Annotated in this window: 19 protein-coding genes; 15 read left to right on the forward strand and 4 right to left on the reverse strand. The window is 72.7% G+C overall.

The window, feature by feature from the left end; all coding sequences use genetic code 11:
* The first annotated feature begins 523 nt into the window (after nucleotides 1–523).
* Nucleotides 524–1,213: a pentapeptide repeat-containing protein gene (locus tag ACFU7Y_RS00805; RefSeq protein ID WP_224279167.1), complete on the forward strand. Its 690-nt coding sequence runs from the start codon at nucleotides 524–526 to the stop codon at nucleotides 1,211–1,213.
* Nucleotides 1,214–1,312: 99 nt separating this feature from the next.
* Here ACFU7Y_RS00805 and ACFU7Y_RS00810 read toward each other — a convergent pair whose 3' ends face one another.
* Nucleotides 1,313–1,846 carry a hypothetical protein gene (locus ACFU7Y_RS00810; protein ID WP_224279166.1) on the reverse strand — a complete coding sequence of 178 codons (534 nt, stop codon included), beginning with the start codon at nucleotides 1,844–1,846 and terminating at the stop codon, nucleotides 1,313–1,315.
* A 298-nt stretch (nucleotides 1,847–2,144) separates the two neighbouring features.
* Here ACFU7Y_RS00810 and ACFU7Y_RS00815 point away from each other — a divergent pair, with 298 nt between their 5' ends.
* From ACFU7Y_RS00815 to ACFU7Y_RS00855, 9 genes are all read left to right on the forward strand, one after another.
* Nucleotides 2,145–4,319 (forward strand): UvrD-helicase domain-containing protein, encoded by a 2,175-nt coding sequence (locus tag ACFU7Y_RS00815; RefSeq protein WP_224279164.1) that lies wholly within the window; start codon nucleotides 2,145–2,147, stop codon nucleotides 4,317–4,319.
* 179 nt (nucleotides 4,320–4,498) lie between these two features.
* A complete protein-coding gene (locus ACFU7Y_RS00820; RefSeq protein ID WP_224279162.1) occupies nucleotides 4,499–4,978 on the forward strand; it encodes a GreA/GreB family elongation factor in 480 nt (159 codons plus the stop codon).
* Nucleotides 4,979–5,327: 349 nt separating this feature from the next.
* Nucleotides 5,328–6,647 (forward strand): MFS transporter, encoded by a 1,320-nt coding sequence (locus ACFU7Y_RS00825; RefSeq protein ID WP_224279160.1) that lies wholly within the window; start codon nucleotides 5,328–5,330, stop codon nucleotides 6,645–6,647.
* A complete protein-coding gene (fdhD, locus tag ACFU7Y_RS00830; RefSeq protein WP_224279151.1) occupies nucleotides 6,635–7,471 on the forward strand; it encodes a formate dehydrogenase accessory sulfurtransferase FdhD in 837 nt (278 codons plus the stop codon). The genes ACFU7Y_RS00825 and fdhD overlap by 13 nt, the downstream gene beginning before the upstream one ends.
* Nucleotides 7,472–8,389 (forward strand): LysR family transcriptional regulator, encoded by a 918-nt coding sequence (locus tag ACFU7Y_RS00835; RefSeq protein WP_224279150.1) that lies wholly within the window; start codon nucleotides 7,472–7,474, stop codon nucleotides 8,387–8,389.
* 461 nt (nucleotides 8,390–8,850) lie between these two features.
* A complete protein-coding gene (locus ACFU7Y_RS00840) occupies nucleotides 8,851–10,500 on the forward strand; it encodes an NRAMP family divalent metal transporter (protein WP_380765820.1) in 1,650 nt (549 codons plus the stop codon).
* Nucleotides 10,501–10,555: 55 nt separating this feature from the next.
* Nucleotides 10,556–10,969 (forward strand): winged helix-turn-helix domain-containing protein, encoded by a 414-nt coding sequence (locus ACFU7Y_RS00845; RefSeq protein WP_380765822.1) that lies wholly within the window; start codon nucleotides 10,556–10,558, stop codon nucleotides 10,967–10,969.
* Nucleotides 10,970–11,059: 90 nt separating this feature from the next.
* Nucleotides 11,060–12,817, forward strand: a complete 1,758-nt coding sequence (locus ACFU7Y_RS00850) for an ABC transporter permease subunit (RefSeq protein WP_224279146.1) — start codon at nucleotides 11,060–11,062, stop codon at nucleotides 12,815–12,817.
* A gap of 14 nt (nucleotides 12,818–12,831) precedes the next feature.
* Nucleotides 12,832–14,193, forward strand: a complete 1,362-nt coding sequence (locus tag ACFU7Y_RS00855; RefSeq protein ID WP_380765824.1) for a nitrate/sulfonate/bicarbonate ABC transporter ATP-binding protein — start codon at nucleotides 12,832–12,834, stop codon at nucleotides 14,191–14,193.
* A gap of 4 nt (nucleotides 14,194–14,197) precedes the next feature.
* Here the strand turns inward: ACFU7Y_RS00855 and ACFU7Y_RS00860 are convergent, their stop codons facing one another.
* Nucleotides 14,198–14,611: an ArsR/SmtB family transcription factor gene (locus ACFU7Y_RS00860; protein WP_380765826.1), complete on the reverse strand. Its 414-nt coding sequence runs from the start codon at nucleotides 14,609–14,611 to the stop codon at nucleotides 14,198–14,200.
* Nucleotides 14,612–14,926: 315 nt separating this feature from the next.
* Here ACFU7Y_RS00860 and ACFU7Y_RS00865 point away from each other — a divergent pair, with 315 nt between their 5' ends.
* From ACFU7Y_RS00865 to ACFU7Y_RS00875, 3 genes are all read left to right on the forward strand, one after another.
* Nucleotides 14,927–15,697 (forward strand): hypothetical protein, encoded by a 771-nt coding sequence (locus ACFU7Y_RS00865; protein ID WP_380765828.1) that lies wholly within the window; start codon nucleotides 14,927–14,929, stop codon nucleotides 15,695–15,697.
* A 106-nt stretch (nucleotides 15,698–15,803) separates the two neighbouring features.
* Complete coding sequence (locus ACFU7Y_RS00870) at nucleotides 15,804–17,165, forward strand: helix-turn-helix domain-containing protein (protein ID WP_380765830.1); 1,362 nt, start codon at nucleotides 15,804–15,806, stop codon at nucleotides 17,163–17,165.
* A 134-nt stretch (nucleotides 17,166–17,299) separates the two neighbouring features.
* The gene (locus ACFU7Y_RS00875) at nucleotides 17,300–18,007 is read left to right on the forward strand and encodes a TetR/AcrR family transcriptional regulator (RefSeq protein ID WP_224285467.1); all 708 of its coding nucleotides are present in this window, start codon (nucleotides 17,300–17,302) and stop codon (nucleotides 18,005–18,007) included.
* A gap of 202 nt (nucleotides 18,008–18,209) precedes the next feature.
* Here the strand turns inward: ACFU7Y_RS00875 and ACFU7Y_RS00880 are convergent, their stop codons facing one another.
* Together ACFU7Y_RS00880 and ACFU7Y_RS00885 are read right to left on the reverse strand one after the other, a co-directional pair.
* Complete coding sequence (locus ACFU7Y_RS00880) at nucleotides 18,210–19,847, reverse strand: amidohydrolase (RefSeq protein ID WP_224276198.1); 1,638 nt, start codon at nucleotides 19,845–19,847, stop codon at nucleotides 18,210–18,212.
* Nucleotides 19,848–19,898: 51 nt separating this feature from the next.
* Entirely contained in the window at nucleotides 19,899–21,326 is a 1,428-nt protein-coding gene (locus tag ACFU7Y_RS00885; protein WP_224276200.1) for an APC family permease, read from the reverse strand.
* Between the two features lie 409 nt (nucleotides 21,327–21,735).
* On the opposite strand from ACFU7Y_RS00885, the gene ACFU7Y_RS00890 reads away from it, so the two are divergent.
* Entirely contained in the window at nucleotides 21,736–22,212 is a 477-nt protein-coding gene (locus ACFU7Y_RS00890; RefSeq protein WP_224276202.1) for a very short patch repair endonuclease, read from the forward strand.
* Between the two features lie 92 nt (nucleotides 22,213–22,304).
* On the forward strand, nucleotides 22,305–23,477 hold the full coding sequence (locus tag ACFU7Y_RS00895) for a DNA cytosine methyltransferase (RefSeq protein ID WP_380765833.1): 1,173 nt from the start codon (nucleotides 22,305–22,307) through the stop codon (nucleotides 23,475–23,477).

The raw sequence follows: 23,477 nt of genomic DNA on the forward strand, positions 1-23,477 counted from the left end.
GCCTCGCTCCGCAGAGCGAGGCGCCGCTTCCGCCTGGTACCACAGCGGCAGTTGAGCCGAGTACGCGCGGAAGACTCGTGGATCCGATCAACCGGTGCCGACACCCTGCACAGCCTGTTCCCAGAGGTCCAGCCCCGCGCGGAGGAGCTTCGCGCACGGCCGCGGCCTCCTCGCCCGTCCAGGCTCCCTCGCCATGCCGGTCCCCCTGACGCCGTGTCGCCGGGCGTTTCGAGCGGTCGGAGCCGCGGGCGACGGCGTTCGCCTTTGTGAGGGCACTGCTGGCGGACATTCCGAGCCCACTGGTACCCCAGCCCATGAAAACGCGGCCCCCGACCATTCCGAAAAACTCAGCGGGCCCCTCACTGGAAGAAGAGATGCGCCGGATCATCACTCGAACGGGTCCGAGAAAATGCGGATCACGCTGCCAGAAAATATAGTTCGCCTAGTAATCGGCGAATTGTTTGAATTTTTGTCGGCTCATCTTTCCAAATTCCTGAAACTCACATGAAGGGATGGGTACCCGATGCTGCGCGGGATCGAGCCCTGGCAGTGGGCTGTCGTCTTCTTGCTGGTCGTCCTGGGGGTCCTGATGGCAGTCATCGCCTGGCGACTGGCATCCGGCGCGCACTCGATCGAGAGCGGCATTCTTTCCGGCATGGGTGGAGGTCTTATCACGGGATTTGCGGTGTCACTGTCCGTCCAGTTTCTTACGAAATCCCTGGAGACGGCCCAGGAAGAGGCAACCTGGCATGCCAGCGTGACGGTAGCCTCCGAACTCTACGGATTCTCTCCGGGGAAGCACTCGATCGAGGGGATCAGCTTCAACGGCAAGGACATGCGTGACGCCGATTTCAAGGGAGTCGATCTGTCGGGATTCCAGTTCCGCGACACCGTTCTGCGCGGGGCCGACTTCACGGACGCCAACCTGACTGGCACGAACTTCATCGGGGCGGATCTCTCCAAAACCGTTTTCAAAGGGGCCACTCTGCAAGAGGCCCTGTTGCTCAGTTCGAATTTGAGTCGGGCCGATCTGACCGGCGTGCGCTCGATGGAGGGGGCGCAGGTGAACGCGCTGACCTGCTGGCCGGCGAAATTCATGTCGGATCCGCTCATGCAACAGGTCCGCCCGATGAAGGTCAAAGACGCGAGCGGCAACTTCGTGGTGAACAGCGGGAAAGAATATCCGTCGTGCGTCACTGCGGAGAATCCGTAGTGAGTCGAGCCCGGCAGGTGAACCGTCCCGGAGAGCCGTGTGCGGTGAGCACCGTGCTCACGACCGCCGGGTCCGGCTTCCCGCACCGCCGGTGCGAGCTCAGCGGCAGCGCCGCACCCAGTAGGCGTAGGTGACGGCCAGCAGCAGCGGACCCCACAGGACCATCAGGGCCTGGCAGCACACTGCCAGCACCCGCCACGAGTCGTTGGTGTAGTGCAGGCCGGGGATGACACCGAGGATCCCGAGCGACCACTCGACCAGTACGCCGGTCAGCACCAGCCCGCCGAGGGTCGCCGGCACGATCGCCGCGGCCGGCGCGACCCGCCGGCCGCCGATCACCGGGACCCAGCCGGGCACGACCTCGCCCCACCCGCGCACCAGGCCGATGGAGAGCAGGGCGAGGCACTCCGAGACCGCGCTCAGGGTGAAGACGTAAGGCGCGATCACCCACCAGCTGTACGTCTGTTCCTGCACCGTCCCCATGGTGAAGCCGAACGCGAACGGCAGCCGCCACAGGCACGCGGGCAGTCCCACCAGGGGGATGGCCCGCGCCGCGGCGGTGGCCCAGCGCGGAACGGGTCGCTCGGTGTCGCCTGCGGGGGGAGCGGCCGAGGGCCGTGTCGTCGTCTTCATGCTCACAGCCTTCGGCGTCAGCCGATTCGCCGGCATCGTCCCGGTGAATGATGCCGGTGCCTCTGGAGGGGGAACCCGTCCGGAACTCCAGTGGTCCGGCGGAAGGAGCGTGCGTCCGACAGCGCTGCCGAACCGGCACGCGGCCGTCCGGACATCCGCGGAAACCGTCCGAAGGGTGTTCGTGTCCCTTCGACCCCCGCCTCAGGGGGCGTTCCAGCTGGTAGCGCGCGCCCGAGTGATCACCAAGGCCAGTACAGTGAGCGCACTGCCCGTCCGAGTGAGGCGCAAGGGGGCCCGTGTGGCGACGCTGGGTATGCACCGGGACTTCCTGCTGGAGTTCGCGGCGCTGGAGAAGTCCGTGCAGCGGCGGGTGTTCGAGACCTTCGAGAAGTTCACCGAGGCCACGCACACCGGCATTCACCTGGAGAAGCTCACCAATCAGCGGGACCCTCGGATCCGGACCATCCGGATCACCGGTTTCTGGCGCGGGGTGGTCCTCAAGGAGGACGAGGGCGACAGCTACCTGCTCCTGAAGGTCCTCCCGCACGACAAGGCCAACGACTGGGCGTGCAAGCACCGCGGCTCGGTCAACACCGCCACCCAGGGCATCGAGATCCGCAACGACGTCGCGCTGGAACGCGCCACCGAGTCGCTGAAGACCCTGGCCTCCGAGGAACCCCGGCGGCTCTTCGCCGGCCGTTCCGACAAGGTCCTGCGCAGCCTGGGCATCGACGAGGAGATCCTGCCGATCATCCGGCTGCTGCCCGACGAAACCCATCTCGAAGCGCTCCACCGGGTCCTGCCGGAGCAGCAGTTCGACGTCCTGATCGGCCTCGCGAGCGGACTGGAGCCGGCCGACATCGACCGTGAGATCGTCCAGGCGTACGCGCGGGCGGCGGCTCCGGCGAGCACCGAGCAGTCCGAGGACGGGCTGGTCTCGGCGATGGCCCACGCGCGCGGCCGGGTCGCCCTGGTGTCCTGCCCCGAGGAACTGCTGGAGATCCTGGAGCGCCCGTTCGACGCATGGCGGATCTTCCTGCACCCGGCCCAGTACCGGATCGCCTACCGGGACTCGTACAACGGGCCCGCCCGCGTCACCGGCGGCCCCGGGACCGGCAAGACCGTGGTGGCCCTGCACCGCGCCTACCACCTGGCGCGCCGGTTGCCGCCGGACGCGCCCGACGGATCGATTCTGCTGACCACCTTCACCAAGGACCTCGCCGCGGAGCTGGAACGCTGCCTCGCGCTGCTCGTCACGGACGAGCGGATCAGGGCGAAGGTCCGGGTGGTCACCGTCGACGCGTTGGCGAACGAGGTCCTCCGCCGCTCGCGCGGCGGCGCTCCACTGAAGATCGTCTTCAACCAGCGTGCGGTCCTCGCCCGTTGGGGCCGGATCGCCGGCCGGCTAGGGGTCGACTTCACCGACGTGTTCCTGGACCAGGAGTGGCGGCAGGTCGTCCTGGCCCAGGCGATCGAGAGCGCGGAGCAGTACCTGAAGGCACCCCGGACCGGCCGGGGTACGGCCCTCGGTCCGCTGAAGAAGGCCCAACTGTGGCGCGCGGTGGCCGCGTTCGAGGAGGACCTGCGGCAGACCGGGGAGTGGACGTTCCTCCAGGTCTGCGCGCAGGCCGCGCGGGTGCTCGACGAACAGGACGACCGCCCGTTCCGACACGTGGTGATCGACGAGGCGCAGGACCTGCACCCCGCGCAGTGGAGGTTCCTCCGCGCGGTCGTCGCGCCCGGGCCGGACGACCTCTTCCTCTCCGGCGACCCGCACCAGCGGATCTACGGGAACAAGGTCTCGCTGCGCTCACTCGGGATCCAGGTGGTCGGGCGGTCCTCCCGGCTGCGAGTCAACTACCGGACCACGCACGAAATCCTCAGCTGGTCCGCGTCCCTGCTCACCGGCGAGCGCCCGGACGACATGGACGGCGGGGAGGAGTCCCTCGTCGGCTACCACTCGACCCTGCACGGGGCGCGCCCCGAGACGCACGGTCACGCCGACAAGGCCGAGGAGATCCGGGCACTCGTCGCCCGCATCGAGGAGTGGACCGCCTCGGGGGTGGCCCCGGAGGACATCGGCGTCGCCGTCCGGACCGTCCAACTCGGCCGCGACGTCGCCCAGACCCTGGAGCAGGCCGGAACACCGGTCTACCTGCTCGGCAACGCTCCGTCCCCCGGTGTGCGGGTCGGCACCATGCACCGGATGAAGGGGCTGGAGTTCCGCTGCGTCGCCGTGGTGGGCGTGAGCGACGGCCTGGTGCCCATGCGCAGCGCGCTCACCCCGGTGGAAACCGACCCGCAGCAGCACCAGGAGGACCTCAACGGCGAGCTGAGCCTGCTCTTCGTGGCGTGCACACGCGCACGCGAGGCCCTGCGCGTGTCCTGGCACGGCACACCCAGCGCCTTCCTCGGGCCGGCCATCCCCGCACAGGCGCCACAGCCCCGGCCGGGCGAGCTGCTCACCGGCTGACCGGCCGCCCCGCCGAGTCGCCGAGGAGGCCGTCCGGGACCAGACCCCCGCGATGCGCCGGCCCGGCGCCGGCCGTTCCGCAGCCGAGGCCGGACACGGAGTTGCCCCGGCCCCGGTGGGGTGGGGTAATGGGAGGCGGCCGGTGTTCGAGTGTTCCGTGAGAGACCCGGGAGCTTGCCATGAGCGGTGGGCCGGAACCGATCAGTGCCGAGGGCCTGCGTGCGGTGCAGGAGGAATTGGCGCAGCTGCGGGAGCAGCGGGGGAAGGTGGCCGCGACGCTGCGCGGGGTGGAGCCGACGGGGGATTCGGCGGACGCGGCGGACGAGTTGCAGCGGGCGTCGGAGGTGACCCGGCTGGACCGGCGGATCGCCGAGCTGGAGACGCGGCTGCGGGAGGCCGAGGTGGCCGGGGAGCCGTCCGCGCGCGTGGTGGGGGTGGGATCGACGGTGACCGTGCGGTTCGGCGACGGCATGGAGGAGACCGTCGAGATCTCGGAGGTGGCGGAGGAGCGGGACCTCACCCTGGTGACCTTCGACAGCCCGCTCGGGAAGGCACTGCTCGGGCGGCATCCCGGGGAGACGGTGAACTACGAGACCCCGGTCGGCGCGGCCAGCGCGGTCGTGCTGTCGATCGGCAGCGACGGCCCGCAGGCGGGTTGAACCTCCGGCGGGTCGAACCACCGCAGCGGAATTCCCGGCGCAATTCCCGGCGCAATTCCCGGCGCAATTCCCGGCGCAATTGCCGGACGACGGTCCGGCCGTACCTGCCGCACGCTTGATAGGCGTCACTTATCGGGCCACAGGGACTGCCTCTTTGACGTGCCACGACGGCATGCCACACACTGGACGAGCGGCCCGGCGGAAGCGCCCGGAATCCCGGAGAGAAGGCGGCCCTCGCCCCTCTTTCCCGCACTGTGCCGGATTCACCGAATTCACCGAATTCATCGAATTCGCGGGTGTTCCCAGCCGCCCGGAAAGTCCCGCGAGAGAAACCGAGCAGAGCGAGCAGATGCCCCCGTCCCGCACCGCCCGCTGGCTCCCGGCGGCGGCCGCCGTCGCCGTCGCCGCCTGGGGCGCCAACCAGTTCACCGCGCTGGCCACCGTGTACCGGGCGCACACCGACTGGTCGGCGCTCTCGCTGGCCGCGATGTTCTCGGTCTACCTGGTCGGCCTGGTGCCCGGCCTGCTGCTGGGCGGGCCCGCCGCCGACCGGTACGGCCGGCGGCGGACGGTGCGCGCCGCGCTGGGCCTGTCCGCCGCCGCCAGCGTCGTCCTGGCCCTGGCGGACGAGCCGTCCGTGTACGCCGCCCGGCTGGCCACCGGCTTCGCGGCCGGGCTGGTCTTCCTGGCCGGCACGGCCTGGCTGCGCGAGCTCTCCGGACCCGCCGTCCCGCCCGAGCAGGGAGCCCGTCGGGCGATGTACGCCACCGGTACGGGCTTCGCGGCGGGCGCGCTGGCCTCCGGGGTGATCGCCGAGTGGCTGCCCGGCCCGATGGTGCTGCCCGGCCTCGCCCATGCGCTGGGCTGCCTGCTGGTCCTGCGGGCCACCCGCGGACTCCCGGAGACCACCCTCGCGGGCGGCGGCACGGCACCGCACCGCACGGCGGCCGTCCGCCACCCCCGGTTCCGCTACGTCGTCCTCCCCGCCAGCCCGGCCGTGCTCGGCGCCGCCACCGTGGCGTACGTGGTGCTGCCGCCACTGGTCGCCGACCGGGTGCCCGGCTACGCGCCGCTGTTCAGCGGCCTGGTCGCGGCGCTGACCCTGGCCACGGGCGTGGTCGCCCAGCCCTTCGCCGCCCGGCTGGACGACGCGGACAGCGCCCGGGCCACCCTCACCGCGATGGCCACCGTGATCGCCGGGCTGCTGCTCGGCGCCCTCGCCGCCGACCGCGACTCGGTGGGCCTGGTGGTGGCCGCCGCCGTCGTCCTCGGCACCGGGTACGGGCTGACGCTCGGCGCGGGGCTGCACGAGGTGGAGCGGCTGACCCCGCGGTCCTCCGGACCGACCTCCGCCTCGCTCTACCAGAGCACCACCTCCAGCGGCTTCCTCACCCCGCTGCTGCTCGCCGGCACCGCCGGCCACGCCTCCTACCCGGCGCTGCTGGCGGGCATGGCGGCCGTCGGACTGCTCTGCCTGGCGGTCACCGCCGTGCACAGCCGCCGCCACCTGCCCGGGCCGGACCACCCCGCGGCACCCCCGGGCCGCCCGACGCGCGAGGATGCATCCACAGAGTCCGCACGGATCGGACCGACACCGTCCAGGACCGGACCGACACCGCTGAGCGTCGGGCCGACACCACCGAGGAGCCGACGACCATGGGCCGAGTGACCGTACCCCGCCGAGTGCTGCGCCTGCGCCAGGGCGCGCCCTCGTACCGGCCCGACACCCTGGCCGCCGAGGAGCCGATGGAGATCCGCGTCGGCGGGCGCCCGCTGACGGTGACCATGCGCACCCCCGGCAGCGACTTCGACCTGGCGGCCGGCTTCCTGGTCAGCGAGGGCGTGGTGCACGCCGCCGAGCAGGTGGCCGGCATCCGCTACTGCGCCGGCGCCACCGCCGACGGCGGCAACACCTACAACGTGGTGGACGTCCTGCTCGCCCCCGGTGTGCCCGCCCCCGACGCCTCGCTGGAGCGCAACTTCTACACCACCTCCTCCTGCGGCCTGTGCGGCAAGGCCAGCCTGGACGCGGTGCGCACCACCGCACCGTGGAGCGTCGCCGAGGACGGGCTGCGCGTCGCCCCCGGGCTGCTCTCCGCGCTGCCCGAGCGACTGCGCGCCGCCCAGAAGGTCTTCGACAGCACCGGGGGCCTGCACGCGGCCGGGCTGTTCGACGCCGACGGGCGGCTGCTGTGCCTGCGCGAGGACGTGGGCCGGCACAACGCCGTGGACAAGGTGGTCGGCCACGCCCTGCGCGAGGGCCTGCTGCCGGCCCGCGGCACGGTGCTGATGGTCAGCGGCCGGGCCTCCTTCGAGCTGGTGCAGAAGGCCGTGATGGCGGGCGTCCCGGTGCTCGCGGCGGTCTCCGCGCCGTCCTCGCTGGCCGTGGACCTCGCCGAGGAGAGCGGGCTGACCCTGGTCGGCTTCCTGCGCGGCGACTCGATGAACGTCTACACCCGCACCGACCGCATCGACACCACCAGGGTCGGGTAGATGCTCTTCCGCCGGCTCGAGTACCTCGTCGCGCTCGCCCGCGAGCGCCACTTCGCCCGCGCCGCCCAGGCCTGCCACGTCTCCCAGCCCGCTCTCTCCGAGGGCCTGCGCAAGCTGGAGGACGAACTCGGGGTGCTGCTGGTGCGGCGCGGCCGCACCTACGAGGGCCTGACCCCCGAGGGCGAGCGGATCGTGCTGTGGGCACAGCGCATCCTGGCCGACCGGGACGCCCTGCGGGACGAGGTGGACGCGCTGCGCACCGGCCTGAGCGGACGGCTGCGGATCGGTTCGGTGCCGACCGCCTCGGGGGCCGTCTCGCTGCTCACCGGGCCGTTCTGCGCCGCGCACCCGCTGGCCGCGGTGGAGCTGTCCACCGACCTGCGCTCCGAGGACCTCCTGCGCCAGGTAAGGAACTTCGAGATCGACGCGGGCATCACCTACCTGTCCGGGCCGGGCACCGACGACCTGCGCACGCTCCCGCTCTACGAGGAGCGGTACGTACTGCTGACCGGCCCGGCCGACGAGCTGGCCCGGCACCCGCGGGCGACCTGGGAGGAGGCCTCCCGGCTGCCGCTGTGCCTGCTGCATCCGGGCATGCAGGGCCGCCGGGTGCTGGACGAGGTGTTCGCGGGCCTCGGGCTGGAGCCGACACCCCGGGTCGAGACGGACTCGGTGGCCTCGCTCTTCGCCCACGTCCGCACCGGGCACTGGGCGAGCATCGTGCCGTACGCCTGGCTGCACGTGTTCGGCGTGCCGCACGGGATGCAGGCCGTTCCGCTGGCCGAGCCGGTGCACAGCGCGCCGATCGGGCTGGTGATCGCCGCCCGGGAGCCCGGCTCGGTGATGGCCCGCGCACTGCTGGAGGTCGCCCGGCGCACCGAGGTGGCCGCCGTCCTCGGCAGCCTGCCGGGCGCGTGACCGCTCGCCGCACCTGCCCTTCCTCCGCGCACCCAAAGGTAAAGATTCTACCAAGTGCGCAAGTATGGCCCTCAGGCGGGGCTAAGCTCTGACGAGTTGGGGTGAACCGGCGGTCGCGTTGCGCGGGCCGGTGAACTCCTTGCCGCGTCGATGACACGCACCACGGGGTGCGCCGGCCGGGAGGAGGCGAGAGACATGGATTGCAGTAGTCCGGGCCACAGTTGCCCCTGCCCCCGCTTGCCCTCGTACACCTCCGGCATGCGGTAACACCTTTCCCTGCACGATGCCCTGACGACCCGTCAGCCATGACGACACGTCACTTCCGCACGCGGCTTCGCCGTGCCCGCACGCCACCCGTACGGGCCGCGCCGCCGCGCGCCGATGCGCCGTGCCCGCTTGCAGGGAGCGCTGCCGCCTGCCTCCGACCCGCCCCGCCCGTCCGGGGCCCAGGGAGGAACCCCATGACCACCCACGCCACTCTCGACTCCACGGTCCCCGAGCCGCGTTCGGCCGTCCTGGACGACGCGCACCTCGGCGACATCAAGGGCGCGCTCGGCACCATCCGGCTCGACGACGACACGCCCCGCCAGGGCCTGTCGGCGCGACTCAAGACCCTGCTCGCGATCGTCGGACCCGGCCTGATCGTGATGGTCGGCGACAACGACGCCGGCGCCTTCTCCACCTACGGGCAGGCCGGCCAGAACTACGGCACCCAGCTGCTGTGGACGCTGCTGATGCTGGTCCCGGTGCTCTACGTCAACCAGGAGATGGTGCTGCGCCTGGGCGCCGTCACCGGCGTCGGGCACGCCCGGCTGATCCTGGAGCGCTTCGGCAGGTTCTGGGGCGCGTTCAGCGTCATCGACCTGTTCCTGCTGAACGCGCTGACGCTGGTCACGGAGTTCATCGGGGTCACGCTCGCGGCCGGGTACCTGGGCCTGCCGAAGGTGGCCTCGGTGGTGCTGGCGGCCGGGATCATCGTCGCCTCGGCCTTCACCGGCTCCTTCCGGCGCTTCGAGCGGGTCGCCGTGACGCTGTGCATGGGCTCCCTGCTGCTGGTGCCGATCTACTTCATGGTCCACCCGAAGACCTCGCAGATGGCGCACGACTTCGTCGTCCCGAGCATGCCGGGCGGGTCCGGCCGGCTCGCGGCCGTGATGCTGGTGATCATCTCCATCGTCGGCACCACCGTCGCCCCGTGGCAGCTGTTCTTCCAGCAGTCCTACGTCATCGACAAGCGGATCACCCCGCGCTTCATGACGTACGAGAAGGCCGACCTGTGGATCGGCATCGTGATCGTGATCGTCGGCGCCGCCGCGATGATGGGCTTCACCGCCGCCGCCTTCGCGGGCACCGACGGCTTCGGCCAGTTCTCCGACGCGGCCGCCGTCGCCCGGGGCATCGAGGACAAGGCCGGCCACCTCGCCGGCGTGCTGTTCGCCATCGCACTGCTGGACGCCTCGATCATCGGCGCCTTCGCGGTGTCCCTGTCCACCGCGTACGCGATCGGCGACGTGTTCGGCATCAAGCACTCGCTGCACCGCGGGGTCAAGGGCGCCAAGGGCTTCTACGGGATCTACGCCGGCCTGGTGGTCACGGCAGCGGCGATCACCCTGCTGTCCACCGACTACACCCAGGGCCTGATGACCCAGTTCGTCCAGGTGCTGGCCGGGGTGCTGCTGCCCTCCGCGACGGTCTTCCTGCTGCTGCTCTGCAACGACAAGGCCGTGCTCGGCCCCTGGGTGAACGGCCCCAGGACCAACGCCTTCACCTCGGCGGTGGTCGGCGTGCTGGTGATGCTCTCGCTGATCCTCACCGCCGCCGTGGTCTGGCCGGACATCAGCTCCGGGGCGATCCTGTGGATCATGGCCGGCTGCGGCATCGCCGGCGTCCTCGTCGCCGGGTACTCCTTCACCTTCGGCCGCCGCGGCACCAAGGAGGACACCGTCGACCGCACCGGCCGGGAGAGCTGGCGGATGCCCCCGCTGGAGACCCTCGACACGCCGGTGATGTCCACCGCCCGCAAGGTCGGCATGGGCGCCCTGCGCGCCTACCTGCTGCTCGCGATGGCCATGGTCGTCGTCAAGATCGTCCAGACCGCGCTGAGCCACTGAGCCGACCGGCTCGCACATTCCCCGTCCGCCCAGACCCCGAAGGAGCCCCTCCGCCATGGCCCTGCGCTACCCCAGGCTCGACGCCCTCTTCCCGGACCACCCCGCCCCGGGCCGGCGCCCGGCCCCGCGGCCCGCTCCCGCGCCCGGCCTGGTGGTGGACACCGAGCAGCGCACCGTCACCGTCGAGGGCCGTCAACTCACCATGCCGTACCTGGAGTTCGAGCTGCTCGCGCACCTGGTCGGCAACCCCCTGCGGGTGCACTCCCGGCGCCAGCTGATGGAGGCCGTCTGGGGCCGCCCGGACTCCGGTGACTCCCGCACCGTCGCCACCCACATCGCCCGGATCCGGCGCAAGCTCGGGCCCGGGCACCGGGAGGCGATCGCCACCGTCCGGCAGATCGGCTACAAGTACGACCCCCGGCTGGCCCCCGCGGACCGGCGACGCTCCGGATCCGTTCCCGCCCGGTAGGCACGGGGCAGCGGCCCCCGGGGCGGTACGGGTTTGCATACGGACGTACCGAGGGAGCAGACTGCCCGGGTTTGCGCCGGAGGTACCGCCATGACCCTGCTGAAGTCCGCCCCGGGCCCGTCCCGAGGGTCGCTGCCCACCCGGACGGCGAGCCGCCTCGGCGGGCGGCTGTGGGTGGACCTCGTCGTCGCGGCCGCCGTCCTGGTGCTGCTCTACCTCGCGCTGCGCCTCGGCCAGGGCGGCACCGTCCGGTTCTCCACCGCCCGGAACGCGGCCGTCGACACCGACCCGGCCCGGCTGCCGTACGACGCGCTGCGCTCGCTGCTGCGGATGTTCGCCGCACTCGCCGTCTCGGTCGTCTTCACCTTCTGCTACGCCTACGCCGCCGCCCGCAGCCGCCGGCTGGAGCGGGTGCTGATCCCGGCGCTGGACATCCTCCAGTCGGTGCCGGTGCTCGCCTTCCTGAGCGTCGCGGTCTCCGGCTTCCTCGCCCTCTTCCCCGGCTCGATGCTCGGCCTCGAATGCGCCGCCGTGTTCGCCATCTTCACCTCCCAGGCGTGGAACATGACCTTCGCCCTCTACCAGGCGCTGGTCTCGCTGCCGCGTGAACTCGACGAACTGTCCCGCTCGTTCGGCTTCAACCGGTGGACGCGGTTCTGGAAGGTCGAACTGCCCTCGGGCATGATCGGCCTGGTCTGGAACGGCATGCTCGGCTTCGGCGGCGGCTGGTTCTTCCTGGTCGCCTCGGAGGCGATCAGCGTCGACAACCAGCGGTACGCGCTGCCCGGGGTCGGCTCGTACGCGGGCGCGGCCGTCGCCGCCGGGGACCTCGGCCGGGTCGGCTGGGCGATCGCCACCATGGTGGTGCTGGTGGTCGGCGTCAACTTCCTGTTCTGGCGGCCGCTCACCGCCTGGGCCGAACGGTTCAAGAACGAGCAGTCCGAGGCCACCGAGGTGCAGCGCTCGATCGTGCTGGACCTGCTGCGCCGCTCCCGCCTGCCCGCCGCGCTCGGCGGGGCGCTGCGCCCCGCCGGACGGGCCCTGAACCGGGCCGGACGGGTGTTCGGCACCGCCGACCGCCCACCGGCCGTCGACCCTGGCCGGCGGCGGGCCGGGGACGTGGCCTTCGCCCTCGTCGCGGGCGGCATCGTGCTGTGGGGCGTCGTCGACCTCGGCGGCTACCTCGCCGACCGCACCGGCCTCGGCGTCTTCGGCGAGCCGCTGCTGCTCGGGCTCGCCACCCTCGCCCGGGTGGTCGTGCTGGTCGCGGTGGCCACCGTGGTCTGGGTGCCGATCGGCGTGAAGATCGGCTTCTCACCCCGGCTCACCAGGATCGCCCAGCCCGTCGTCCAGGTGCTGGCCGGCTTCCCGGCCAACTTCCTCTTCCCGTTCGCGGTCTGGCTGCTGCTGCGCACCGGGGTGTCGATCGACCTCGGCGGCATCCTGCTGATGGCCCTCGGCTCCCAGTGGTACATCCTGTTCAACGCCATCGCCGGCGCCATGGCCGTCCCCGCCGACCTGCGCGAGGCCATGGACGACCTCGGGGTGCGCGGCCTCCAGCGCTGGCGGCGGCTGATCATCCCCGGGATCTTCCCGTCGTACGTCACCGGCGGCATCACCGCCTCCGGCGGCGCCTGGAACGCCTCCATCGTCGCCGAGGTGGTCACCTTCGGCGGCACCACCCTGACCGCGACCGGCCTCGGCGCGTACATCGCCCGCGCCGCCGAGCACGGCGACCACCCGCACCTGCTCGCCGGGGTCGCGGTGATGACCCTGTACGTCGTCGCCCTCAACCGCCTGCTCTGGCGCCGGCTGTACCGGCTGGCCGAGCGCCGCTACTCGCTGTAGTCCGGAGTCCGCCGATGCGCTTCCCGTTCCGTTCCCGTGCCGTCGAGCCCGTCCCCGGTCCCGACCGGGACGACGAGGTGCTGTTGGAGACCGTCGGCCTGACCAAGGCCTACGCCGGGGCCGCCGGCGAACTGCCGGTGCTCTCCGGCATCGACCTCACCGTGCGGGCCGGGGAGATCGTCGCCCTGCTCGGACGCTCGGGCTCCGGCAAGTCCACCCTGCTGCGCTGTCTGGCCGGCCTCATCCCGCCCAGCTCCGGCACCGTCCGTTACCGCGGCACCCCGCTCGCCGGCGCCAACCCCGGCACCGCGCTGGTCTTCCAGACCTTCGCGCTGCTGCCCTGGCTGACCGTCCGGCAGAACGTCGAGCTCGGCCTGGAGGCCCGCGGGGTGCCGCCCCGGGAGCGCGCCCGGGCCGCTGCCCAGGCCGTCGACCTGATCGGCCTGGCCGGCTTCGAGTCCGCCTACCCCAAGGAGCTCTCCGGTGGCATGCGCCAGCGGGTCGGCTTCGCCCGGGCGCTGGTCGTCGAACCGGACGTGCTGATGATGGACGAGCCGTTCTCCGCGCTCGACGTGCTCACCGCCGAGAACCTGCGCGGCGAGCTGATGGAGCTGTGGGACTCCGGCCAGTTCCCCACCCGGGCCGTCGTCCTGGTCACCCACAACATCGAGGAGGCGGTGCTGATGGCCGACCGCATCGTGGTCCTCGGCGCCCGCCCCTACGGGACCATCCGGGAGACCGTCGAGGTCGCCCTGGAGCGGCCGCGCGACCGCGGCTCGGCCCCCTTCGACGAGCTGGTGGACCGGGTGTACCGGATCATGACCGGCCGGCCCAAGGACACCCGCCCGCCCGGCCGCACCGACCCCGACCCCGACCCCGACCGCCGCACCGTCGCCGGCACCCCGCTGCCCCCCGCCGGCGTCGACGGCCTCTCCGGTCTCGCCGAGACGATCGCCCACCGGGGCGGAAGCTGCGACCTGGCCGGCCTCGCCGACGAACTCGGCCTGGACATCGACGACCTGCTCCCCCAGGTCGACGCCCTCGACCTGCTCGGCTTCGCCGAGGTCCACGGCGACGACCTGCTGCTCACCGAGGCCGGCGCCGCCTACACCGGGGCCGACGCCCAGGACTCCCGCGCCGTCTTCGCCGCCGCGGCCCTGGAGGTCCCGCTGATCAAGCTGATCGCCAACAGCCTCGGCGGCCGGCCCGGCGCCACCGTCCGCACCGGCTTCCTGCGCGACCTGCTCGGCCTCCACTACACCGTCGAACAGACCGACCGGCAACTGGAGACCGCGACCGACTGGGGCCGCTACGCCGGGCTCTTCGCGTACGACGCCGACCGGCAGGAGTACCGGACGGAGGCCCCGGGCCGCTGAGGACTCAGCCGGTCGCCGGGCGGCGGCGCACCGCCCGGGCCGCGCGGGCGAAGGGCTGCGGCGTGGTCGCACCGGCCGCGGCGGCACCGCCGTCGTCGCCGCCGTCGCGGCGCGCGGGCAGGTCGTGGGCGATCAGGGCAGCCTCGGTGAGCAGCCCGCTCACCTCCGTGGCCCGGTAGAAGATCCGCGTCCCCTCCCGCCGCGCCACCACCAGCCCGGCCGCCCGCAGCTTCGCCAGGTGCTGCGAGGTCGACGCCACGTGCGCCCCCAGCAGCTCGGCCAGCTCGCTCACCGGCAGCTCCCGGCGGCTCAGCGCCCACAGCAGCCGGTACCGCGACGGGTCCGCCACTGCCTTCAGCACCGCCACCGCCCGCTCCGCCACCTCGGCGTCCCAGGCCTCTTCCCGCGCACCACCCATGGAGGGATCGTACCGAGGTGCGCCGGGCGCGGGTCGGCGCACCTCGACGGAGGACCGGCGCCCGGCCGCAGCGGTCCCAGCACCGGAGGGGAGGGGCGGCGAAGCGGCGAACAGGGCCCCGGATCGTTCCGGAAGGCCGTTCCAGGCAGGCGTGAAACCGCAGGTCAGAGGGGTGGAACCGTTCCAGCGTCCCGGCTTGGCCGGGAAGCCTGGCGGACCGGCCCGACGGCGGACCAGAGTGCTGCTCAGCGGTCGGCGCCGATGGCCCGCCGCCCGGTCCACTCCTTCATCCGCAACCGTTACGGGGGAACCTCCATGTCCGCTCGCCGCGCCGTGTCCGCTCGCCGTGCCCTGTTCGTGCCCGCCGCCCTCGCCCTGGGCGCCGCCCTCACCCTGACCGCCTGTGGGGCCGACAACGGCGACGCGGCCCAGCCCACGAAGCCCGCCCAGTCCGCCTCGCCCGGCACCGCGGCCCCCGCCGCGCCCGCCGCCCAGCCGACCGCCGGCGCTCCCGCCCCGGCCCCCGGGGCCCCCTCCGCCGCCGCGCCCGCCGGCGGCAGCTCCGCCCGCCCCAAGAACCCCGTGGCCCCCGCCACGGGCGGCGGGGGCGCGGCCGGTGGCGATGAGACCTACGCCTACACCCACCCCTGCAAGGCCGACAAGCTGACGGTCAAGGTGACCACCCGGGCCGAGGCTCCCAACCAGCGGGTGATCGAGGTGCACAACCAGGGCACCGCCTACTGCGGCCTGAGCTACTACCCGCTCATCAGCCTCGGCAGCTCGAAGGCCCCCAACCACGGCAACGACCTCACCCCGCTGGTTCCGGGCGGGCTGGGCGGCCCGCCCGCCCACGCACTGGCTCCCGGCAAGAGCACCTACGCGGTGGTCGACCTCAACCCCGGCAGCGGCGCCGTGGCCGACGTGGACGAACTGAACGTCCTGCCCGACGACCAGATGCCCAACGCCGACACCCGCAACTTCCCGCTCGGCGCCGGCGCGAAGGTCGGCAAGCAGCCGAAGCTCGGCCTGTACCGGGAGAGCGTCGCCGACGCGGCCGCCTCCACGGAGACGGCCGGCCGCAGCTGACCTGCCGCCTCGCACGACTCCCCTGCTCAGAGCCCCGCCCGGGCCTGCCGGTACGGTGATCCGCACATCGCCGGCATCCCGGGCCGGGGTGGGAGAAGGGCAGCAGATGAGTGTGGAGACCGAGGAGTTCGCGGCGATGCTGCGCGAACTCAAGGAGCGTTCGGGCCGCAGCTACGGGGCCCTGTCCACTCGGCTGCACGTCAGCACCTCCACCCTGCACCGCTACTGCAACGGCGCCGCCGTACCGACCGAGTACGCGCCGGTGGAACGGCTGGCCCGGGTCTGCGGGGCCGGCGCCGAGGAACTGGTCGAACTGCACCGCCGCTGGATCCTGGCCGACGCGGCCCGCCGGCGGGAGACCTCCGCCGCCGGCACCCCGACCGCCACCCCAGCGGCGACCGCACCGCAGCCGCAACCGCAGCCGCAACCGGAGGCGGAACCGCAACCGGAGCCGGAGCCGCAGCACCGGCCGGCAGCCGCACCCGACCCGCGGTCCGCCGCCGCACCGGAGGAGGAACAGGAGGTGACGACCACCCACCTCGCGTCCCCGCCCGCCGGGCCGCGCCGCTTCGCCCGCACCCGGGTGCTGCTGAGCGCGACCGCCGTGGTCGCGCTGGCCGCCGTGGTCTCCGGCTTCCTCCTGCGCGACACCGGCGGCACCGGCAGCACCGGCGGCACCCCGAACGCGTCCGCCTCCTCGCCCGCCGCACCCTCCGTCGCCGCCACCGCGGCGGCGGCCGGCACCGCACCCACCGATGCCCCGGCGCCACCGGCCCCCGCGGGCTCCGCCGCCGCGGACACCCCGTCCGCGAGCGCCTCGGCGACACCCGACGAGCCCCCCGCGCCCTTCCACGTCAGCGTCCTCAACAACAACTGGGGCAGCCCCTGCGACCAGTGGTTCCTCTCCGCCCGCTCCCCCGCCCAGGTGACCCCGCCCCCGTCGTCCTCCGGCCGGATCGACAGCTGGGCCGCCTCCCAGCGGCTGGTCCCGGCCGGGCACCTGCGCATCGAGTTGACCGCCCTGGGCGACAGCTCGGACACCGTCGTACTGAACACCATGTCCGTGCAGGTGGTCAGCACCCGGCCCGCCCCCAAGTGGAACGCCTACACGCCCGGGTCCGGCTGCGGCGGCGGGCTCGAACCGGCGTCCTTCGCGGTCGACCTCGACGCGGCCACGCCGCGCCTCGTCCCCGTCCCCGGCCGGGAGGGCGAGCGGAAGACCGGCACGAAGGACTTCCCGTACCGGATCTCGGCCACCGACCCGCAGGTCATCGACGTGGACGCCTCCACCCGGTCCCAGGACGTCAGCTGGTTCCTCGAACTGGTGTGGACCGCCAAGGACGGCCGCAAGGGCACGATGCGGGTGGACCTCGGCGACCAGCAGCCGTTCCGCACCGTGGGCAGGCAGGGCGCGCCGAACTACTTCCACAACGGCACCTCCTGGGCCCCGGCCCACAACGAGGGCTGAGTCCGGCCGACGGCGGGGGGCAGGAGGCGGAGGCCGGGAGCGGGAGGGCTGCGGCGGGAGGGCGGGGGCGGGAGATGCCCGTGGAGGCGTCCGCCCCCTGGCCTACGTCAGCGGCATTGACATAGCCTCTGCGCATGACCGACCGCGTAGTCCCCGAACCGCAGCGACGCCGGCGCCGCCCCACCAAGCAGGGCGTGGTGCTGTCCGCCGAGCTGATCGTCGACACCGCGATCCGGCTGATCGGCCAGCACGGCGCCGAGGCACTCACGGTGCGACGGCTCGGCGCCGCGCTGGGCGCCGACCCGAGCGCGGTCTACCGCTACTTCCACAGCACCGATGACCTGCTGATCGCCATCGCCGACGAACTCATCGGCCGCGCCCAGCACGGCTGGCAGCCCACCGGCGACTGGCGCACCGACCTGCGCGCCATCGGCCTGCGCATCCACGCCAGCTACCAGGCCCACCCACAGGCCGCCATCCTCGCCGCCCACCGCACCACCGGCCGCACCCACGAGATCGCCGCCGTCGAGGCGATCCTCGGCGTCCTGCGCACGGCGGGCTTCCCGGACCCGGAGGCCGTCCGGATCTACCACGCCTTCGTCGACCAGAGCCTCGGCTTCGCCGCGCTGGACGCCGCCGCGCTCGCCCTCCCGGCCGCCGCCCAGAACGCCGACCTCCAGGTCTGGCAGGCCTCCTACGCCCGGCTCGACGCCGCCGACCACCCGCACATCGCGGCCACCGCCCACCTGCTCACCGCCGACATGCCCCGCAGCGGCTACCCGTACGCCCTCGACCTGCTGCTGGAGGCGGCCGAGGCCCGGCTGCGGGCGGCGGGCGGCTGAGGCTCGCGGGCCACCGGTGGGCCACGGCCCGCCGGTGGCGAACGCCGCGCCGGAACGCGCCCACGCCGCTCCACGCAGCACCGCACCACCCCGCACCGCACCACCCCGCACCGCACCGCACCGCACCGCCCGGGAACGCGAAAGCCGTCGGTGGTGAGCCCCCGTGCGCTCACGACCGACGGCCAATCCGTCCGTTCCCCGGTCAGTCCGCCGCGTGCACCAGCTCCCCGCCGACGTACGTCCGCAGCACCCGGGCCTGCGCGATCTCCTCCGGCGGCCCGGTGAGGATGTCCCGGTCGAGCACCACCAGGTCCGCGAGCCGTCCGGCCGCCAGCACCCCGGCGTCGTCGTGCCCGTTCAGGTAGGCGGTGCCGGCCGTGTACGCGGCGATGGCCGAGCCCAGGTCGAGCCGCTGCTCGGGCAGGAAGACCCGCCCGTCGGTGGCCTCCGGCTCCATCCGGTTGACCGCCACGTGCAGCCCCTCCAGCGGGCTCGGGCTGCTCACCGGCCAGTCGCTGCCGGCCGCCAGGGTGGCGCCGGCCCGCTGGAGGGCGCCGAACGGGTACTGCCAGGCGGCCCGCTCCGGCCCGAGGAAGGGGATGGTCAGCTCGTCCATCTGCGGCTCGTGCGCGGCCCAGAGCGGCTGGATGTTGGCGACGGCGCCGAGCCGGGCGAAGCGCGGGAGGTCGTCCGGGTGGACCACCTGGAGGTGGGCCAGGTGGTGCCGGGTGGCGCGCCAGCCGTTGGCGGTGCGGGCGGCCTCGACGGCGTCCAGCGCCTCGCGCACGGCCCGGTCGCCGAGCGCGTGGAAGTGCACCTGGAAGTCGAGCGCGTCCAGTTCGGTGACGTAGCCGCGCAGCGCCGCCGGATCGACGAAGCTGAGGCCGGAGTTGGCGGTGGCGCAGCCGCAGCCGTCCAGGTACGGGCTGGTCATCGCGGCGGTGAAGTTCTCCGCGATGCCGTCCTGCATGATCTTCACCGAGCCGGCCCGGAACCGCCCGTGGCTCAACTCCTCGCGCCGCCGAACGAGTTCGGGGATCTGCTCGGCGCCCCGGTCGCGCTCCCACCAGAGCGCGCCGGTCACCCGGGCGGTCAGCGCGCCGGAGCGGGCGGCGGTCAGGTAGGCGTCGGACGGGTCCGGCTGGCCGTTGAACTCGCCGAGCAGCGCGTCCTGCCAGCCGGTGATGCCGAGCGAGTGCAGCAGCCGCTGGGCGCGCAGCAGCCCGTCCAGCCGGTCGGCGGCGGTCGCGGGCGGCAGCAGCCGGGCGACCAGGCCGGTGGCGCCTTCCTGGAGCGTGCCGCTCGGGGTGCCGTCGGGCTCGCGCTCGATCCGGCCGTCGGCCGGGTCGGGGGTGTCGGCGGTGAGGCCGGCCAGCTCCAGTGCCCGGGTGTTGGCCCAGGCGCCGTGGTGGTCCCGGTTGGTCAGGTACACCGGCCGGTCGGGGACGACGGAGTCGAGCAGCTGCCGGGTGGGCAGGCCGCCCTCGAAGCTCTCCATCGACCACCCGCTGCCGGTGATCCACTCCTGCTCCGGGTGGGCCTCGGCGTACGCCCGGATGCGCGCCAGGTAGTCGGCGACGCCGACCGTCCCGGTGAGGTCGCAGGCGGCCAACTCGGCGCCGCCGAACACCGCGTGGATGTGGGCGTCCTGGAAGCCGGGCAGCAGCAGCTTGCCGGTGAGGTCGACGACCTCCGTCTTCGGCCCGATCAGCTCCCGCACCTCGTCGTGCCCGACGGCGGCGATCCGTTCGCCGACGACCGCCAGGCCGCTCGCCCGGGTGCGGGCGGCGTCGCCGGTGTGGACGGGGCCGTGGGTGAAGACCAGATCGGCCTGGGTCATGGGTGGTGCTCCGTTCTCGCGTGCTTCGTGCCTGGCTGTGCTTCGTACGGGCTACTCGGCGGCTCCGGCCTCCCGCAGGAAGTACGGCGAGCGCCGCCGCCAGCGGGCCCAGGCCGCCGCCGGCAGTCCGCTGACGATCATCAGGATCACCACGGACAGCTCGAACCAGCCGTTGTCGGCGGCGAGTTCGAAGTGGTCCGTGGAGTCGTAGAAGGTCCAGGCGAGGTAGCCGCCGACCGCGAGCAGCGCCGCCGCGCCCAGCAGCGGCCCGACCACCGCGCGCAGCCCCTCCACCAGGTCGGTGCGCAGCAGGTGGCGGAACCGGACGGCGGCCGCGACGGCGGTGAGCGCGTAGTAGAGCGCGACGACGATGCCGATCGCGTTGACCGCGGCCGAGATCAGGTCGTTGACGGTCGGGATGGCGATCGAGGCCAGCGCCAGGACGACCGCGACACCGGTGATCAGCAGGGTGCCGACGGCGGGGGTGGCGTGCCGGGGGTGCAGCCGGGTCCAGACCGGGCCGAGCACCCGGTCACGCCCCATCGCGTACATCCCGCGCGCGGTCGGGATCACCGAGGACTGCAGCGAGGCAACCGCGGAGAACATCAGCGCGATCAACGGCAGTGCGGCCAGCGGCTGTTCGGCGAGCTTGGTGCCGAAGTAGGTCAGCCCGTGGGCGCCGTTGTCGGCCAACTCGTCCAGCGGCAGCACCCGCTGGAAGGCCGTGCCGGCGAGCAGGAACAGCAGCAGCATCACCACCAGGGCGATCATGCCACCCCGGGAGGCGTCGCGCGGGTTGCGCACCTCCTCGCCGACGCTGAACACCGACTCGAAGCCCCAGTAGCAGAACACCGCCAGCACCATGCCCTGCGCGACCGCGTCGAAGGAGGGGATGTCGAAGGGGTTGTACCACTGGAGCGAGAACGGCTGGTCGCCGGCGAACAGCCCGTAGCCGCAGAAGCCGAGCAGCACGACGTACTCGAAGACCAGCAGCGCCTTCTGCAGCCGGGCCGCCAGGTCCAGCCCGCGCACCGCGACCAGCGCGGCGCCCACCAGCACCACCAGTCCGATCAGGGTGCACTGGACGGTCGAGTCGGCGTCGAGCCGCAGCCCGGCAACGCTGCGGACGTGGGCCTGGTCGAGCAGCTGGACGATCGAGGAGCCGGTGACGGTCGTGGTGTACGCCATGAAGACCACGGTCCCCACGGTGTTCACCCACCCGGTCAGGAAGCCCAGCCAGGGGCTGAGGGTGCGCCCGACCCACCGGTAGCTGCTGCCCGAGTCCGGTTCGACGGCGTTCAGCCGCCCGTACCCGCCGGCGATGGCGAGCACCGGCAGGAAGGCCAGCAGCATGATCGCCGGAAGGTGCAGGCCGACCACCCCGGCCATCAGGCCCAGGCCGATCCCGATACTGCTGGTGGCGGCCGTGCTGGAGGCGGCGATCGCCACTCCGTCCAGCAGGCCGATCGACTGCCGCATCGCGACGTGGGAGCCTCGCGCGTCCGCTCTCGGGCCGCTGCCCGTGTCCTTCACCGTCGATGCCAACGGATCACCGCCTTGGTCGTGGGGTGCACGTGTGGGGGAACGCCCGCGCCGGTCGGGAGGGTGACGCGGGCGGGAAGTGCGAGCCATGAAACCGGCGGTGCCGCCACACGTCAATGCTGTTGTCGTAACGCCCGCAGCCGCCGCGTTCCCTCCCGGCTCCCCGTGGTCAACCCCGGGTTCACCGGCCGCCGGAACCCGGCCTCCTACTGCGCCAAGACCTCACCGACAAGGTCAAGGCCGCCACCTCCAACCTCGCCCGACCCCCGCCCCACCCGGGGCGGGGGCTGCGCTCCGGACGGACTCCACTCGACGCGATGTCGGTGCCCGGAGCCAGAATGGGATCATGCCCTCCCTGGAGACCACTCCGAAGATCCGCGCCCGGATGAGCAAGCAGCGCAGTCATGACACGGGCATCGAGGTCACCCTCCGCAGGACCCTGCACGCGGCCGGCCTCCGCTACCGCGTCCACCGCAAACCGCTCAAGGGCGTACGCCGCGAGGCCGACGTTCTCTTCGGCCCGGCCCGCGTCGCGGTCTTCGTCGACGGCTGCTTCTGGCACGGTTGCCCGGAGCACGCGACGTGGCCGAAGAACAACGCCGAGTTCTGGCGGGAGAAGATCGAGAAGAACCGCGCGAGGGACGTCGACACGGACGCCCGCCTCGCCGAAGCCGGCTGGCTGTCGGTCCGCGTCTGGGAGCACGAGAGCGCCGCCGAGGCAGCCGAGCGGATCATCGCACTGGTGCGCGAGCGTCGGGTGGGCAGAGGGCGGAAGGTGGCAACGGAGCCGACCGAGTACATCACACAGCCTGTCGCCGGCTAGACTCTGGCCACATGACCAGCTCGGACGCAGCCGCCTCATTCCCTGAAAAACCGCATATTCTGGACCTTTTTGCCGGTCCGGGCGGTCTTGACGTGGCCGCGAAGATGCTCGACGTGCCCTCGCTCGGGATCGAGTGGGACAAGGACGCCTGTGACACGCGTTACGCGGCCGGGCTCAGGACGTGGCACGCGGACGTCAGCGAGGTCCGACGCGAACGATTCCAGAAGCTCGACGCGGACCTGAACGTGCTCGCGGGCGGTCCGCCCTGCCAGACGTACTCGGTGGCCGGAAACGGTGCGGGGCGCAGGGCCCTCGACAAGGTCAAGAAACTCATCCACGAGCTGGTGGACGGGGCAGGCGAGGAGGAGATCGACGAGCGCCTGACGGAGATGGGCGGAGATCCCCGGACCGCTCTGGTCCTGGAGCCGCTCCGGTACGCGATCAAGGCCCTCAGCTGCCCCAACCGAAACGGGCGGCCGTTCGACGTGATCGTCCTGGAGCAGGTCCCCGCGGTCAAGGCGCTTTGGGAGGTCTACAAGGCGGCCCTGGAGAAGGGCCTGCCCCGCGAGGACGGAACACCGGTCCGGTACAACGTCGCCGAGGTCAAGACCCTGCACACCGAGGCGTACGGCGTCCCGCAGACCCGCCGCCGCACGATCCTGATCGCACGACTCGTCGAGCACGGCGTTCCCCAGCTCCCCGCCCCCACTCACCACACTTTCAACCTGCGCAAGCCGGAGGAGGGCGGCCCCAAGGACATCCGGACCGCGCTGCCGGTGGACGGAGGCACGGCGCCGCTCAGGCCGTGGGTCCCGATGGGGGAAGTACTCACGAACCGGGAGCCTCCCTTCGAGATCGTGTCGAACTACGGCAGCGGCGGCGATCCGAAGAACCGAGGCATCCGCACGTACGAGCAGCCGTCGTTCACCGTCACCGGGAAGGTCTCGCGCAACGCCATCCGGCATCCGGGCGGCAGCCCCCTCACTCCGGACCGACTGACCATCCCCGAGGCCGGCATCCTCCAGACCTTCCCGCCCGACTACCCCTGGGACGGCGGCGACCGGTCGCAGCAAGTGGGCAACGCCGTGCCCCCGCTGTTCGGCGTGCATGTCCTGGCGGCGGCACTCGGCAAGCCACTCCCGCCGGAGGAGGGCCTCCGGAAGAGTTGGCGTCGACCCGACCGGGACGGGAAGGAGTACAAGACCCTTCGCATGGAAGGTTGCGAGGCCGAGAACGGCTGCGGCAACAACTGCCCGAAGCCCTAG

Source organism: Kitasatospora sp. NPDC057542, assembly GCF_042801945.1.
Lineage (GTDB): Bacteria > Actinomycetota > Actinomycetes > Streptomycetales > Streptomycetaceae > Kitasatospora.

What these genes read in the sequence shown, in the direction of transcription:
- ACFU7Y_RS00850 (WP_224279146.1), top strand. Translation starts at nt 11,060, where the DNA reads ATGACCCTGCTGAAGTCCGCCCCGGGCCCGTCCCGAGGGTCGCTGCCC.
- ACFU7Y_RS00855 (WP_380765824.1), top strand. Translation starts at nt 12,832, where the DNA reads ATGCGCTTCCCGTTCCGTTCCCGTGCCGTCGAGCCCGTCCCCGGTCCC.
- ACFU7Y_RS00845 (WP_380765822.1), top strand. Translation starts at nt 10,556, where the DNA reads ATGGCCCTGCGCTACCCCAGGCTCGACGCCCTCTTCCCGGACCACCCC.
- ACFU7Y_RS00865 (WP_380765828.1), top strand. Translation starts at nt 14,927, where the DNA reads ATGTCCGCTCGCCGCGCCGTGTCCGCTCGCCGTGCCCTGTTCGTGCCC.
- ACFU7Y_RS00885 (WP_224276200.1), bottom strand. Translation starts at nt 21,326, where the DNA reads ATGCGGCAGTCGATCGGCCTGCTGGACGGAGTGGCGATCGCCGCCTCC.
- ACFU7Y_RS00805 (WP_224279167.1), top strand. Translation starts at nt 524, where the DNA reads ATGCTGCGCGGGATCGAGCCCTGGCAGTGGGCTGTCGTCTTCTTGCTG.
- ACFU7Y_RS00890 (WP_224276202.1), top strand. Translation starts at nt 21,736, where the DNA reads ATGCCCTCCCTGGAGACCACTCCGAAGATCCGCGCCCGGATGAGCAAG.
- fdhD (WP_224279151.1), top strand. Translation starts at nt 6,635, where the DNA reads ATGGGCCGAGTGACCGTACCCCGCCGAGTGCTGCGCCTGCGCCAGGGC.
- ACFU7Y_RS00870 (WP_380765830.1), top strand. Translation starts at nt 15,804, where the DNA reads ATGAGTGTGGAGACCGAGGAGTTCGCGGCGATGCTGCGCGAACTCAAG.
- ACFU7Y_RS00810 (WP_224279166.1), bottom strand. Translation starts at nt 1,846, where the DNA reads ATGAAGACGACGACACGGCCCTCGGCCGCTCCCCCCGCAGGCGACACC.
- ACFU7Y_RS00835 (WP_224279150.1), top strand. Translation starts at nt 7,472, where the DNA reads ATGCTCTTCCGCCGGCTCGAGTACCTCGTCGCGCTCGCCCGCGAGCGC.
- ACFU7Y_RS00820 (WP_224279162.1), top strand. Translation starts at nt 4,499, where the DNA reads ATGAGCGGTGGGCCGGAACCGATCAGTGCCGAGGGCCTGCGTGCGGTG.
- ACFU7Y_RS00825 (WP_224279160.1), top strand. Translation starts at nt 5,328, where the DNA reads ATGCCCCCGTCCCGCACCGCCCGCTGGCTCCCGGCGGCGGCCGCCGTC.
- ACFU7Y_RS00840 (WP_380765820.1), top strand. Translation starts at nt 8,851, where the DNA reads ATGACCACCCACGCCACTCTCGACTCCACGGTCCCCGAGCCGCGTTCG.
- ACFU7Y_RS00880 (WP_224276198.1), bottom strand. Translation starts at nt 19,847, where the DNA reads ATGACCCAGGCCGATCTGGTCTTCACCCACGGCCCCGTCCACACCGGC.
- ACFU7Y_RS00860 (WP_380765826.1), bottom strand. Translation starts at nt 14,611, where the DNA reads ATGGGTGGTGCGCGGGAAGAGGCCTGGGACGCCGAGGTGGCGGAGCGG.
- ACFU7Y_RS00875 (WP_224285467.1), top strand. Translation starts at nt 17,300, where the DNA reads ATGACCGACCGCGTAGTCCCCGAACCGCAGCGACGCCGGCGCCGCCCC.